Source organism: Clostridium manihotivorum (assembly GCF_004015185.1).
Classification (GTDB): Bacteria; Bacillota; Clostridia; order Clostridiales; family Clostridiaceae; genus Clostridium_AR; species Clostridium_AR manihotivorum.
In genome coordinates this window covers 1,707,930-1,723,808 of sequence record NZ_CP025746.1, presented here as the reverse complement: position 1 = coordinate 1,723,808, position 15,879 = coordinate 1,707,930, and the positions used below count along the sequence as shown (strand labels likewise).

Annotated in this window: 9 protein-coding genes and 1 pseudogene; 2 read left to right on the top strand and 8 right to left on the bottom strand. The window is 32.1% G+C overall.

The window, feature by feature from the left end; translation table 11 throughout:
* Positions 1 to 17: 17 nt before the first annotated feature.
* A complete protein-coding gene (locus C1I91_RS07785; protein ID WP_128212363.1) occupies positions 18 to 2,357 on the bottom strand; it encodes an immune inhibitor A domain-containing protein in 2,340 nt (779 codons plus the stop codon).
* A 660-nt stretch (positions 2,358 to 3,017) separates the two neighbouring features.
* Positions 3,018 to 5,060 (bottom strand): beta-galactosidase, encoded by a 2,043-nt coding sequence (locus C1I91_RS07780; RefSeq protein ID WP_128212362.1) that lies wholly within the window; start codon positions 5,058 to 5,060, stop codon positions 3,018 to 3,020.
* A gap of 224 nt (positions 5,061 to 5,284) precedes the next feature.
* Between C1I91_RS07780 and C1I91_RS07775 the strand changes: the two genes are divergently transcribed.
* Together C1I91_RS07775 and C1I91_RS07770 are read left to right on the top strand one after the other, a co-directional pair.
* On the top strand, positions 5,285 to 6,151 hold the full coding sequence (locus C1I91_RS07775) for a hypothetical protein (RefSeq protein WP_128212361.1): 867 nt from the start codon (positions 5,285 to 5,287) through the stop codon (positions 6,149 to 6,151).
* Positions 6,152 to 6,478: 327 nt separating this feature from the next.
* Positions 6,479 to 7,768 (top strand): MFS transporter, encoded by a 1,290-nt coding sequence (locus tag C1I91_RS07770; RefSeq protein WP_128212360.1) that lies wholly within the window; start codon positions 6,479 to 6,481, stop codon positions 7,766 to 7,768.
* Positions 7,769 to 7,980: 212 nt separating this feature from the next.
* On the opposite strand, the gene C1I91_RS07765 is transcribed toward C1I91_RS07770, so the two are convergent.
* The 6 genes and pseudogenes from C1I91_RS07765 to C1I91_RS07735 all read right to left on the bottom strand — a co-directional run bounded on the left by C1I91_RS07765 (position 7,981) and on the right by C1I91_RS07735 (position 15,825).
* Positions 7,981 to 10,464, bottom strand: a complete 2,484-nt coding sequence (locus tag C1I91_RS07765; protein WP_128212359.1) for an ABC transporter permease — start codon at positions 10,462 to 10,464, stop codon at positions 7,981 to 7,983.
* Between the two features lie 9 nt (positions 10,465 to 10,473).
* Entirely contained in the window at positions 10,474 to 11,148 is a 675-nt protein-coding gene (locus C1I91_RS07760) for an efflux RND transporter periplasmic adaptor subunit (protein WP_164880479.1), read from the bottom strand.
* Between the two features lie 33 nt (positions 11,149 to 11,181).
* Positions 11,182 to 11,892: an ABC transporter ATP-binding protein gene (locus tag C1I91_RS07755; RefSeq protein WP_128212357.1), complete on the bottom strand. Its 711-nt coding sequence runs from the start codon at positions 11,890 to 11,892 to the stop codon at positions 11,182 to 11,184.
* Positions 11,893 to 12,387: 495 nt separating this feature from the next.
* Positions 12,388 to 13,913 (bottom strand): annotated as a pseudogene (locus C1I91_RS28520) (IS1182 family transposase).
* 147 nt (positions 13,914 to 14,060) lie between these two features.
* Positions 14,061 to 15,413 carry a 23S rRNA (uracil(1939)-C(5))-methyltransferase RlmD gene (gene rlmD, locus C1I91_RS07740; protein WP_128212354.1) on the bottom strand — a complete coding sequence of 451 codons (1,353 nt, stop codon included), beginning with the start codon at positions 15,411 to 15,413 and terminating at the stop codon, positions 14,061 to 14,063.
* 13 nt (positions 15,414 to 15,426) lie between these two features.
* A complete protein-coding gene (locus C1I91_RS07735; protein WP_128212353.1) occupies positions 15,427 to 15,825 on the bottom strand; it encodes an RDD family protein in 399 nt (132 codons plus the stop codon).
* Between the last annotated feature and the right edge of the window lie 54 nt (positions 15,826 to 15,879).

Genomic DNA, 15,879 nt, shown 5'->3' with positions numbered 1-15,879 from the left:
TCCTTCACACTTATAAATTATTTTTTTATCATAACTGTTCCTGTACTCATATCCTTGCTTTGTGCAGTTACATATATCTTTAATCCAAGCTTTGGAATATTACGTCCTGCATCTGGTAATTCACTATTCATATAGTGTTTTTGATCATCAAATATTGGATGCATAAATGTCTTATTATCTGTTAATGTCCTTGTACCATAATCTAAGAACATATTAGAGCTCTTCTTAAGACTAAATGCAGCATCATTTAATTGATATCTTGTAGTTGCTACAGTTCCGTCGCTCCACTTGTTTATAGTTTGATCTGCATCAACTACTCCAACAAATCCATCTCCAGGATGTCCACCTGCTGAAACTGGACCTGTACAGTTATCAGAGAAGAAATCATCAGCATACCATATAAGCATACCTGGGTCATAGGACATTAGACTGTTTCCTCTCTTTATATCTCCAAGTGCTGCGTCAACTCCAGCATGACTTCTCCATTCAATTAGATAATATTGTTTTGTATACATTTTTCCGTCATCTTTTTTAAATCCATTAAGAGTTAACTTAGCGTCTCCTTCAGCATTGTCCGCAAAAACTACACCATTATTAGTACTTAACTTAATATCATCTACATAGAAACCTGGATATGTGGCACCACCATCTGTCCAATAATCTATTTTGATATCAACTTTCTTACCCTTATAGTCAGATAAATCAAAGGATGCATCTACCCAACCATTTGATTTTCCTGTAATCCCGTTACCAGGGTTTTGCTCATTTGGATTCTTATCTGTAGTTATATTACCTTTAATAGATGTCCATTTACTTTCCCCTTCAGCTTTAACTTGAATTGAAGCATAATCATAATCTGGTTCTATATCGTACCAAGTCTTAAAGCTCAATTGTGAAGTAGAAGCATTAGTTAAATCAACTCCAGGTATAACCATAGAGTTGTCTATGTTATCACCTTTACCGCTAAAGTACTCATATTTACCCTCAGCAGGAGTATTTATAGTTGTTGCTTTGTCAGGTAAGTTAACTCTTACAAAATCATTGTTCTTACCTTTTACACTAGCTTGATCTAGGACATAAGAAGCACCCTTCTCAGTAATATCTTTGTAATCAACAGTTGTTCCATGGAACCAGTTTCCACCATAGGTATTTTGGAAATACTGTTTACACCATGGACTGAAACCTGATGGTTCAGTACCAGGTATTTTACCTGACCAGCTTCCAGCTGACATTATTGACCAGTATGCTACTGGTTCACCTGCACCAGTATAGTTAATATCATATTCATCAGGAAGTCCTAAGTCATGTCCATATTCATGAGAGAAAACACCTGCTGCTCCGTCTTCAGGTTCGATAGTGTATGGATATGCATACATCTTTGTACCAGTTATATTCCATGGAACTGCTGCTCCATTTGAAACGGAATAAACCTTTGAGCTGTGTGACCAGATTGCATTATCTCCTAATGCTCCTCCACCAGCTTCTTCACCAATACCTGAATGTATTATCATCAAGTGGTCTATTATACCATCCGGCTGATTTTTACCGCCTGCTACAATACCATATGGATTTTCCAAATCAAATTGTTTTAAAAAGTCTTCACCTTTATCTTTTACAAGAGCTACAAGTGCCTCTTTTACCAAAGCTCTTGGGTTAGAGTCATTACCACCTGAAGCAGTGTGTGCTCCATAGTAAGCTGCTGGATGAGAAGCTGTATACCAGCCAACTACTGACCCGCTAAAATCGTAAGTTTTACCAGATTGTTCATCATAGTATTGCTTCATAGATATAAGTTTCTCTCCATTTGGACCTGCATAACCATCTGTTCCAAATAGCATATTTGAGAAGTGGCCTGGAGTATAATCTTGATAATACATATCTGTTTCACCAGGTTTTATACTATTATGCATTAAATCAGGGAATTGAACTAGTATAACTAAAGCCTTTCCCTTTGTTATATTGCCGTTGCTTTCTGCATTGGCAGCTACACTTTGAGCATTCTTAGAAGTTGATTTCTTTGAAGCTTCCTGTGAGAATTTCTTTATACCTGCCTGCTCCATTTGCTTTAACTTTTGAGAGCTTGCATCATTTTTCTTTTCGATATCTTTTAGATAATCTTTCAATATTTTGCTTGCTTGCTCTGGAGTAGCATTTTTAGGGATTGTCCCCTTTTTCTTTAACATTTCAATGATTTTTTCATCATTGGCAATAGCTAAATCCACTGGTGTTAATTCCTCACTAGATGATAGAGCTAAGCTTTTCCCGAAATTTTTAATCCTGTTTGTATTAATTGATGATACTGAGCCAATACTAACAGCTACAGCCATCAATAAAGCAACTGCTTTTGTTTTTAACAAACTGATAACCCCCTTTTATTTATATATATGAATGTTAAATTAATAGATAAATATTAAAGTCACTATATTAATTAAGCTTTATAGTGTTCAATAATTTATTTGATTAATTTAACTTAGACATCCCTTAATATTAATCCCCAAATAGTAGCTTCCTTTTTCGGTAGAACTTGTATTACTTTTATTTAATATATAAAAACCCCATTAAATACATAATCTACCGGCATGGTATATATAGTAACAAATAAGTTACAGTAATACAATATTATCATCATATTTTTAGTTTTTTTACTTATTTGATAAATATATAGCATTATTTTTACAACTTATTATTTTAAACTCCTATAATTAACAATTTATCATTTTAAACCAGCTAAATAAAATATGTTTACTATGATTTAAAAAATTGTAAATATTTATTTAAAAACTAATTTATATACTAAGAAAGTTTAAATCATAAATGCAAAAAAACGTCACTGAAGAACTTCTACTTCAGTGACATTTTTTATACCTCTACTTTTTCTTAGATACATACGGATGTAATTAGCTATATTGGGTAATGTTGTTGAAATTAAGTGGTTATTAAGGAGCTGCTATATAAACAAGCCATTTAAGCATCGAATGACTGACCACTTAATTTCAACATTGTATCTTAACAGGGTATTACTTTAAAGTTTTTAGTATGATGCATCCATAAGCTTCTAACTCTAATTTACCACTTACCTCTACCCCATCTTCTGCAATCTCATATTTTTTATCCAACTCAAATGAAACCGGACTAGAATTAAAGTTCTGAACGAATAAGAAATCTTCACTTTCTCCTACCCTTTTAGCCACAGTTACTCCGTAAGGTAGATTAATATTCATATTCTTTTCTATTCCTATTTCATTTACTAGATTACCATAAAAATCTCTATTAAATTCATCTGAGGTTCTAGCTGCAATATAGTAGGACATTCCTTTTCCATATTCATTTCTAGTGAGTGCTGGTCTTCCTTCATAGAAATCTTTTTCATAATATCCTTCGGCTTTTGCACCTTGTAAATGAATTAAATCACATAAATCTCTCACTTCGTAAGACTTGTTATTATAGTGGATACTATTAGGATAATTTTCATTTATTGCGTCAATTTCTTCACTTCTTATTCCTACAACCTCTCCTATTATTCCTGGAAATCCCCCAAGGAAACACAAATCTGTTTCATCTACAATTCCACTCCAATAAGAGCTAACAAAGCTTCCGCCATCTTTAACAAATTCTTTTACTCTTTCTCCAAATTTCTTCTTTATCATGTATGTCATTGGTGCAATAACTAATTTATAATCATCAAGCTCCTGCTCCATATCAATAAAGTCCACATCAATACCCATTTGCCAGAAAGCCTTATAATGACTAGTTACTGTCTCAACATACTTCATATCTATATTGTTTGGTCCCTGTGCGTCATCTATAGCCCACCAGTTTTCCCAGTCAAATATAATTGCAACCTTTGGCTTATTTATTGTTTTATAAATTCTATCTGTCAACGCTTCTAGCCTAGTTCCAACTTCAGTTACATCTTTAAATACTCTAGTATCTTCTTTTCCAAAATGATCTACCACCGCACCATGTAATTTTTCTGAAGCTCCTCTACTTTTCCTCCATTGGAAGTACTGTACACTATTAGAACCATGTGCTACAGCCTGCATAGAAGAAAGCATATGCATCTTAGGTCTCTTAAGTGTGTTAATAGGCTTCCAGTTAGTAAGAGAAGGTGTACTTTCCATTAACAAAAATGGTGCTTTCTTGATTGATCTCATTATGTTGTGACAAGCTGCAAATCTTATGGCTAAATCAATATCATCCTTGCCATCATGCCAGCTTGGGTACGCATCCCAAGAAATGATATCAACATAATCCTTGAATTTAAAGTAATCTAGACACTGGAAAAACTCCATCATATTAGTGGTTACAGGTATATCTGTGCTATATTTCTTAACTGTTTCACATTCCTTGCTATAAAATTCTAGAGTTTGAGCAGTCACAAATCTTTTCCAATCCAATTTCAAGCCATGTATAAAGTTCACACCATTTGGAGCTGGACTATGAATTTGGTCCCAGCTTGTATAGGTATGGCTCCAGAACTTTGTCCACCATGCATGGTTTAAAGCATCTAAGCTCTTATATTTGTTTTTTAACCATTCTCTAAAGGCTTCTTGACATAAAGGACAATGGCAAGATGCATCTGATCCATTTCCACCTAGTTCATTTGAAATATGCCATAATATAACTGCTGGATGATTACCAAACCTTTTAGCTAATTCTGTATCTATAGCTTTTGCCTTTTCCCTCATCACCGGAGAGGTGTAACAGAAATTATGCCTTCCTCCTGACAAATTTCTAACCCCGTTTTCCCTAACCTGACGAACTTCTTCATACTTCTCTGTAAGCCATTTTGGCATAGCCCCTGTAGGAGTTGCTAGAACCGTATAAATTCCTTCTTTATATAGATTATTAATAACTTCTTCTAGCCAATCAAATTGATATTTTCCTTCTTCTGGCTCTAAGGTAGCCCATGCAAATATCCCAAGTGAAACACAATTAACATGTGCCTTTTTCATCAATTCAATGTCTTGCTTTAATATTTCAGGATAATCTAACCATTGATCAGGATTATAATCTCCACCATGTAGTAGCTTATCAAACTTTTTTATAGGTGTGCTCATTTTTCTTCCTCCTAACTATGAACTTTGCAGTTCATACTCAAATTATTGCTATGCTAACATTATCTAATAAATGTATACGTTTATCAACTGTACAAAGTCTATAATATGCAATTGCAATTTTGTCATAATATTCATAAATTAAACACTTTTATATACTATATTGACAATTTGCGCCACAAAGAGCTATACTTAACATTGTTTTTCAATAAAGGGGGAATATGTAAGTGAATCAATCAAAATATCTCGAACAAATAACTAAAGAATGTGCCGAAATGAGAAAACCAATGGCGAAGAAAACTCTAACTAGTGTGGTGATACTTGTAATAGTATCAATTGCTATCTATATAGGACTACCTATGCTAGATTCTAGAGCTGCTGGTACAGCTTTATTCTTAACAGTACCTTTTCTATTAATAGTCCTTATTTTCTTCATAAAGTTTTTACGATTAAACTCTGAAATAAGTAGCAGCAGTTTAATGAAAAATCAAAAAGAAATAGAAAATAATCTTATCTCTGGAGAAACTATATCTGATTTTGATTCAGATATTACAAATCCTGCTTTTGGCAAGCATATTATAAATGACTCAACTATATTAGTAGGGAATAAATTTATATTATTTCAAAGTTTAACCTCTAATGGTCCTCATTTCAAAATACTTCGAGGAGATATTCTTGGAAACTTTGATGTGCATTACTTTTCTCAAAATGGTGTTCCAGGTGATATAGGAGTAGATATCAATAATAAAAACGGAAAGTTCATACGTTCTATCATGACTTCCGATAAAACTAGCTTTTATAAACTTCTAAACGCTATGGAAAACCTAAAAGCTTATGCAAATGGAGAAGCTATTACAACTGAACAAGCTACGCTTAGGCAAGATAATGAATTTGTTGCTGAATTAAAACATAAGGTTACTAAACAAGATAAAAAAGGAGCTACTAAGCTTGGCTTCTTAGGAATGCTCTTTGGAGTTTTTCTTGTCATTGCTGGAAGTAGCAGCGGAGTTGCTTTTGTATATGCCGGACTAGCACTGCTTATTATATCTATAATTTTTACAATAACTATAAATGTGAAAAAGAGAACAGAATAATACTTTTATGTACATTAAAAATCGCTGAAAACTTTTCAGCGATTTTTTTAAGTATCTGACTTCTATCTTTTATTATGAAGAGTTTCTCTTCTGCTTCTTAAGATTCTATTGTTACTTATTATAGCTCATTAATCTTAGTGTAACTAGATTAATATTATCGTCAATTGTTCTTTAATGGTTTGATTATTTCAAGTTTAACCCATAGTTATTATACTTTTAACATTTAATTAACGTTCTCATAATAAAATATAAAGTAACGAGTTTAAATATATTTCTTTTATTATGTATCAAGAATCAATTTTAAATATATAATTTTAGGAGGCTATCATGAGTAAGTATAGTAAAGAAGAAAAAAGCTGGATCCTTTATGATTGTACAATATCAACCTACAGTATGATACTTATAACAACCATATTCCCATTATATTTAAGAGTTATGTTAACAAACGGAGGGGTTCCAGAAGCGTCCGCTACTGTCTACTGGGGATACTTAAATTCAATCGGAAGATTCCTTATCGCAATTTTAGCACCTATTTTGGGAACTATAGCAGACTATAGAGGTTACAAGATGAAGTTTTTCAAAATATTCAGCATTATAGGTATCGCTGCCACAGGTCTTTTAGGAATCGTTCCGGAATCCTTCTACATACTTGTCGTAATAATTTTTACTATAAGTAACATAGGAAATTCAGGCAGCAATGTGTTTTATGATGCATTCCTAATAGATGTTTCTGAGAAGAAGAAAATGGACATTGTTTCTTCAATTGGTTTTGCTGCAGGTTATATAGGAGATATTCTTTCACTAGCAATTTGCATGGTAGTCATAGTCTTAGCTCAGAATAACATAGTTCCAATAAGCGTTACACAAGCTTATAGAGTATGCTTCCTAATAACTGCAATTTGGTGTTTGTTATTTTCACTTCCGATGATTAAAAACGTAAAGCAAGTCTATGGCATAGAAAAGGAACCTAAAGTTATTGGTAAAAGCTTTAAGAGATTAATAAAAACACTATCTAGCGTAAGACAGCATAGAAACATATTTATATTCCTGTTAGCTTATTTCTTCTATATTGATGGAGTTAATACAATAATAACTATGGCAACCTCCTTTGGTGCAGATCTTGGAATTAGTAGTTCTAGTATGCTGCTAGTACTGCTACTTATCATGTTCGTTGCCTTTCCTTCCTCAATTATTTATGGTAAATTAGCAGAAAAGTATGGGGCAAAAGTAATGTTATATAGCGGAATAGTCATATATTCTATCATTTGTATCTACGGGTACTTCATTCATAACATTGTAGGATTTTTGATCTTAGCCGCACTTGTTGGAACCTCTCAAGGCGGAATGCAAGCAATCAGCAGATCTTACTTTGGAAAACTTGTTCCTAAAGAAAAGAATAATGAATTTTTTGGGATTTTCAATGTATTTGGAAGATTTGCAGCAATTCTAGGACCTAGTTTAGTTAGTTTAGTTGCTTCAATAACCGGAAAAACCTCAAATGGCGTTTTTAGTGTATTGCTACTCTTTGTAATAGGCGGAGTAATTCTTATAAAGGTTGAAGATAGTAAAGAAAATGATTTATTAATATTAGAAGAACAACCTATTGTTAATAATTAAGTAGAAAATTTAAGTAGCTAGGTAACTTTATTTGTTAACCTAGCTACTGATTTTTTTTGAGCATATTTACGATAAGCCATATTTATTTCAAATATAATTGGTATTACATCCTTCAAAGTGGCATGTTTCCAATAAATTCTTAACTTCTTAACTTTTTTACTTTTTAAAAAGCTCCATACTCCTCATTAGACGAGACCTCATTATTCTATTTATTACTCATATTTAATGCCTTCAATTATACCTAATTTAGATGATTTAAGCGCTGGACCAACTGAAGCAATTAATGATATCGATACTGCTGCAATAAGTGCTAATACAAATGTACTTGCTTCAATATGAAGATTGAATGGTATGCCTGATAAACCTTTAATTACATATGGAATTACAGAACATAAAGCTGATCCTCCAACAATACCAATAATTCCACCTATAGTTCCTCCTGTTAAGGCTTCAATAAATAGTACTTTTAGATTTTGACTTTTACTCATACCCACAGATCGTAATATGGCAAATGATCGTCTTCTTTCCATGAAACTAATTATAAAATTATTTAGAACTCCAAACCCACCAATTATCATCGCCATAGTCACAAGTACTTGCAGCATATTCATAAACTGTTGATTCTCTTTCATATTTGCTTCCTTCATAGTGGTTAGACTTCTTATATCCAATTTTTTAGAAGCAAATTTCTTTTTTAATTGTTTTTCTATTTGAACAGGATTTTTATAGGTTTTTAAAAGAATGTCAGAATAATATCTTGTTTTTGCATCTTCCTTTAAGTATTTACTTGATATTAAAGCATAGCTACCATTGTTAATTACTGTATCAATAAAACCAATAATTTTATAACTCTCTGTACTATCATTGAACTTTAAATTAATAACGTCATTTTCTTTGTATTTATATTTATCCCTTAACGTTGCAGAAACTATAATGTTTCTATCTTCGTTGAGTTTATTAACAACCTCTGGTTGATTATCAATAAAATCAGTTTTATAATAATCAAAATACTTATTGCTCTGCACTCCTGAAATCCAGCCAATCTTTTCATTCTTACCTTCAATTTCCACATTCTTAGCTGAATATGCTCCATAGCCTTCATTTATACCATCTTCTGCTTCAAATACTCTTTTTAAATCATCATTTAAATTACTTCCTGTAATCCAAATATCATACTTATACACATCAGTAAATAAGCTTCCAACATTTGCTACCAAGCTAGAACTTATGATATTTATCATCAAAATTACTGAAATCCCCAAGCCTAAAATAGAGATGTTATTTAGCACACTTTTATTTTCTCTAAGATTTTTTACCGCTAAAACTCCTTCATTACCAAAAATCATACAAATTAATTTACCAAAACTAGCTGAAACTAATCTTGTTAATAAAGGTACAATAAGAACTATTCCTATTAATACAAATACTAAGCTTATTGAACCAATAAACCGTAAGTAATTAGTATCAGCTACTCTTGGTGCTATATTAAAAATAATAATAAGAACAACGCCTAGTATTTGTTTCCATAACTTATTTTTTCCCTCTTGTGAAACGTCATTTAAAATAATCTCTTTCAAGGAATATCTCATTGCTTTTATTATAGGTATAGCAGAGCTTACTAAAGACAATACAATAGCCAAAACAAATGATTTTATACAATCAGAATATTTCAATGACACTATAAAACCACCTTGCATTATAATCCAACATAATAGGTATAACACTGCAATACCCAGGACAGAACCAACAGCCCCTCCAATTATCCCATATAATAAGCTTTCTCCTAAAAGAATAACATCTGTAGTCTTCTTAGTTGCTCCTATACTTCTAAAGGTACCTATAATAGGTAATCTTTCTAAAACTATGACTTTAAAAGCTGTATAAATTATAAAACCACTCATTAACAATGCTACTATGCTCATCATTTTCATAGATTGAGAAACCATAGTTGTATTTCTTTGAACATCTGCATCCGTTATTGTTTCCATCACATCATAATCTTTATATTCAGTTTTCAAATCCGCAATTAGCTTCTGCTTACCTTCACCAGCTTTGTTTTTTAAATATATTACATTGCCCCTATTACTGGCTTGCATTATTGTATCCATAAAATCCTTTGGAACCAAAAAGCAGAATGACTCACTTTCCTTTAAAAACAACCCCTCATTATTAGCTATGGCTACTATATTTAGTTTATAGTTTGCCTCATTAATTTTTATTGTTATATTGTCCCCAACCTTAAAGTTGTTTTTCTCAGCAAAATTTCTGCTTATTATTACTTTTTTCCCCTTAAAAGGTTCAACATTGCTACTTTCTTTTAAGGTTACTGGATTTACTTGTGCTAATTCATCATAATTGTAACCATTAATTGAAAGTTTTAATTCTTCGTCATTACTTTTTTTGTATATACCACTGCCCTGAAGCACTGAAACTATATATTCCAATCTGTCACTAAATACCTTGCACTTGTTGGAGTCAACAAATTGGGATGAGGATTTACTATTAGGTGATATATATATTTCTGCCGATCCTATGGAAGCCCTCATTTGCTTCATATAGGTTTTATTAAGTGAGTTAGTCAATGCATTTGAGGCTAATATAAAGGCTGAAGATAGTGCTATGGCAAATAAAATTAAAAAGCTTCTAAATCTATTTTCTTTTATATTCTTAAAAAGAAATCTTAAAATAATTCTCATTTAATCACCTTATTTCTTTATCTTCACCTCTACATTATAATTAGGCAGCAAATTGTCATCTTTATCATCTAAAGAGATGTCAACAGCTACTGTAGTTTCTCCATTTTTAGCTGTAGCAATTTGAGACTTTCCTATAACCTTACCTTTTAAAGTTTTTGATGTATCATAGGTTGGTACAATAGTCACCTCTGCTTTATCCTTAACATCTTTTATAAACTCTTCTGGAACATTTACTTCAACGTATAGATTGTTAGTATCCATTAATTCAAAAGCATATTTTCCTGGAGTGATAGTTTCTCCTTTTTCATAAACAACTTGAGATATTATGGCATTGTCTAAATCACAAACAATGTTATCATTTTTAAAGAAGGTTCTTTCATATTGATTTTTCTCTGTTTTCACTGTGGCATTATTAGTATCAAAAGAAAGATGCGCTAGTATATCATCCTTTTTTACCCTCTGTCCAACTCTAACCATTAAATCATCAATTGTTGCTGGCACATCAAAAGAAATCACTTTTTGATTAGAGCTTTTCACTATACCTGAAGCTTCAACCTCCTGCTTTACTTGAGCTTTTGTTTCCTTATTTTCTGTAGTTTCTTGTTTTTTACAGGCTGTCATAAGTATTAATGTTGCTAAAACTAAAGCAATACAAGATATTCTACCAAATCTTCTAATTAACATTATTAAATTTCTCCATTCAATATACTTAACCATCTATCCAATGGTCATTTTATTATTTAATATCTGATTATCTACAATTACCCCATCCTTTACTGTAACTAACCTAGTACCATACTCTGCTGCTTCTATAGAATGGGTTACTTGAACAATGGTTTTATTATTTTCTCTGTTAATTTTTTGTAATAGCTTCATTACCTCAGTACCAGTTTTTGAATCCAGATTACCAATAGGTTCATCTGCAAAAATTATTTCCGGTTCATTAATTAACGCTCTGGCAATTGCAACTCTCTGCTGTTGTCCACCGGAAAGTTCTCTTGGAGTATGCTTTCTCCGGTTTGACAATTCTACTATTTCAAGGATTTCATCTAACTTATTCTTATACCCTTTTGTTTTCTTTCCATCTAAAAGTATAGGTAGCAATATATTTTCTTCAACATTTAGATTAGGAATCAAATTGTAAAATTGAAAAACAAATCCTATATCTCTTCTTCTCATTATGCTTTGTTCTTTATCCTTCATAACGGAAATCTCTTTTCCATTAACTAATACCTTTCCACTGGTGGTACTGTCTAATCCCCCAAGAAGATATAACAAAGTGCTTTTTCCCGAGCCTGATGGCCCCATTATAGAAACAAATTCCCCCTTTTCGATTGTCAAATTTATATCTTTTAAAATTTCAACACTTTCTTCCCCCAATTTAAAGCTTTTAAATACGCTTTTTGTCTCAATTATTGCTTTTGCCAATAAAGTTCACCTCATCTTCATAGAAAATCTAAGTTGCGTAAAATAGTCTAAAAATTTTCCGTCTTCTTATGGTAAATAATCCTAATTATTCAATTTTATATAAATCATATCATTTATCGTTATCGTAATCAACGTTTATACTTTTAACTTAACCTAAAGTATTTAGCTATTGAATACATGTATAGATAATGGCTAATGTTCTTTATTTCTAACTCCATCAATTTTAAATATCAGGTAAATAAGATTTCTTTTTTTATATTTACACTAACTAACTGTTCTAAAGCCTCTACATAACTAGGTTTAGCTATTAAAAAGATTTATCCTTTTTAGACCGCAAAATAAAAAGTTCCCCCAAACCATAAGTCTGAGGGAACATAACCATCACTTAAATATTCACTTAATTACCGTATCATTTTTCACCTTACATTTGGGACACGAGAACCGTCCGAAACCACTGAAAAAGTAGCATCTTTTTGACAATAAAAACCTGGTTGTTTAATAAAGACAGATAAAACATCCTTTATTTGTAAAAAACTTCAGTATATCTAATAAAAAGGAGGATACCAGCTTGGCTATCCTCTTCAAATTTACCGCTAATGCCGTTAACCGGGCTTGCATGCCCATGCTTCTTAGACCATACCCTTTGGCACGGTCTAACCCATGAAATCTCTTCATTTCACCATTTTTCCACTCATTACAGGAACGATTTTTATATTTTTCTAGAAAATCTTGAGTCTTTGCACGTTGACTATACTCGTAGTACTCATGTGCATTTACTCCGACTTCTAAAGTTCTTGCTGACACTTTACCATTAATACATTCAGAACGGTGTGGACAATCTTTACATATTTCTTTGTCAAAAGTATATCTAAAACTTTTTTTACCACTTTTATTGATTTTTGCTTTCTTTTTACTGTATTGTTTCCATATTTACAATACCATTGGTCGGAGTCTTTATTATAATTAAATTTACTCTCATCGATACGATATACAGATTCACTAACAGGTATATAAGCTTCTGCTTGATCTTCTTTAATTAAGTCTAAAATGGGTTTTCTAAAGTATGCTTTATCACCATAAACTTCTTCCGCTTCAATCCCTGCTTCTTTCGTTAGCTCGTATAATTCTTTAAAACCTGTTCCGTCAACATAAGCTCCATCATGTACTGCTACCGCAGTGATTATACGTTCTGAACCTGTAGTCATTATAAATTCTGTCTTGTATCCAAAAAACTATCAGTTTACTTTTGTTTCCCACTCTTGCATCTTGGTCTACTAATGAACGTACTCCTTTTGTTGAATAAATTTCTCATCGGATATGATTTCACGAGAATTCTTAATAACCAGCGCGGTAGCAGAAGTATCAGGATTTTCTATATGATTTTCTGCTTTCTCCATAAGATCTTCCAAGTATGCTTTCATTGTTTCTTTGGCTACTTTGTGATCGTCGATTGCTTTATAATCAGGAATGTTTGCATCAACATCCTCAGGTATTGACCCTCTTTCTTCTTCTAGGTTCTTTAGGATTTTTTTAGCTAAGTGTTTTAATACTCTCTCAGGAACTAACTTACCTGTATTAGCATGTGTATGAGTAGCATCAATGCTTATACTATGTCCTTTTATAATTCCTTTTTCAACGCATTGTTTTACAACTTCTTTTATGATTTCATCCATTGTAACTTCTTGTAGTCTATGAACTCTAAATTTAGCAAGAAGACTTGGATGCGGAAGTTCCTCTTCTGGGTTTAAGCCAACAAACCACATGGATGCAAGATTTAAAGAAGTTTCTTCTATTATTTTTTCATCCGATAAATTATATAAATATTGTAAAATCAACAATCTTATCATCATTTCCGGTTCCTTTGCGGGACGGCCATAATATTTGCAATAAGAACTTTCAAGAAGTTTATTAACAAAACTAAAATCCACAGCTTGATCAATTAGTTTCAATATATGATTATCAGGAATTTTGTGGTATAATATAGAATATAGACTGTATTGTTTTGATTGATTTCTTAACATATGGTTGAACCCCCCTTTTTGGTTATGGTCGTCGCAATTCCATTATACCATTTTAAGGGGGTTTTTTCTATTTTATTGTGACTTATTTTACATATTTTCAAATATTTATAATATGTTTTTCAGTGGTTTCGAACCGTCCACCTGTCCCTATTTACTTAGCTTCACCACTGTCTCAACGTGTGGTGTGTTAGGGAACATATCCATAAGCAAAGTCTTCTCTATCACATATCCTGCTGCTTCCAATACCTTTAGGTCAGTAACTAAAGTCTTTGGATTACAGCTTACATAGATTATATCCTTAGCATTAAACTTAACTACATAGTTCATTGCTACAGGATGAACTCCACTTCTAGGTGGATCTAATATAATGATGTCTGGCTTATCCTTAATTGTATTTATAACCTTTGCTACATCTCCAGCTATAAAATTACAGTTATCAAGACCATTGAGCTTAGCATTTTCATTGGCAGCAACTACTGCTTCTTCTATAAGCTCTACACCTATGACCTTCTTGGCCTTTCCAGCAGCTATTTGACCTATGGTTCCTGTACCGCAGTATAAATCAAATACTACCTTATCCTCTGCAGTACCCATAAAGTCTCTAACTATACTATAAAGCTTTTCTGCACCTAGTGAATTTGTTTGGAAGAAGGAAAATGGAGAAATTTTAAACTTAAGGCCTAAAAGTTCTTCAATTATAAAATCTCTTCCGTATAATATATTTACCTTATCTGCTATTACTGCTTCTGATAAGGAATCATTTTCTGTATGTATTATACTTTTTATACTTCCTTCAAAGTCTAAGCTTAATATAGCATCTACCCAAGTCTTAAAATCATAGTCTATCTGAGTGGTAGTTACCATATTAATCAATATTTCACCATCATGTTTAGTTTTTCTAACTATAAGATTTCTTAAGAAACCTTCCCTAGCCATTATTCTGTAATGAGGAAGCTTTTCCCTATTAAAAAACTCAACAGTGGTATCTAAGATTTTTCTATAGTCTTCATCAATTAGATAGCATTGATCTACAGTTACAATACCAAAGGATCTTCCTTTCATATGCATTCCAAGAGTTAAGTCTCCACCCTTTTCCATATCTCCAAAGGTAAACTCCATCTTGTTTCTGTATTCCCATTGAATAGGACTATTTTCTATACCTAGAAACTCGCCAGTAGTCACATTATTGTCACTAAAAAGCTTTAACACCTGATTTTTCTTAAATTCTAATTGTTTTTCGTAAGGTATGTTTTGAGATGAACAACCTCCACAGAGCGCAAAATGTGGACACTTATTCTCCACTTCATATCCTGCTGCTTCAACAACTTCTTGCAATTTAAGTTCAGCGTAATCTTGTTTCTTTTTAGATACCTTACCACGAACTTTCTGTCCTGGAAAAGCATTCTTAACATATACCTTTAAATCATTTTTATATCCTATCCCTTGGGAAGGAAACTCCATATCTTCTATAAGTAACTCTATTTCATTGCCCTTTCTCATATGTTACTCCTGTCTATTTTATTCTTAGTATCTTCTTTCCAACTGAAGTACCTAGCTTTGTACTTTCAATTATTGTTAAGCACAAAACATTTGCTACTATATACATAATTAAAAATATTCCTACTTTATCTATTACTTCATATCCTAATAATGGTAGTACCTTTTCAAAAACAAAATACAATATCACGGCAAAAGCTAATGCTATTGTTTGATCCATTATATTTCCTACAAGTCTCACGAAAAAGCCTGCTTTATAAGGTTTATCAGTTTCATGGTCAACTTTTTCTTCTCTATCTACTATTTCTTCTGTTGACTGTTCAACTACAGCTTCTTCTTTAGCAGTGTTGACCTCTTCTCCCACATTTACTTCTTCATTTTGTTCGTTTTCATTTAGGTTTTCTTTATCTAGCATGACAATACCTCCAATAATTTATGTGTATTTTCATAGAAATCTCCTTTTTACCAT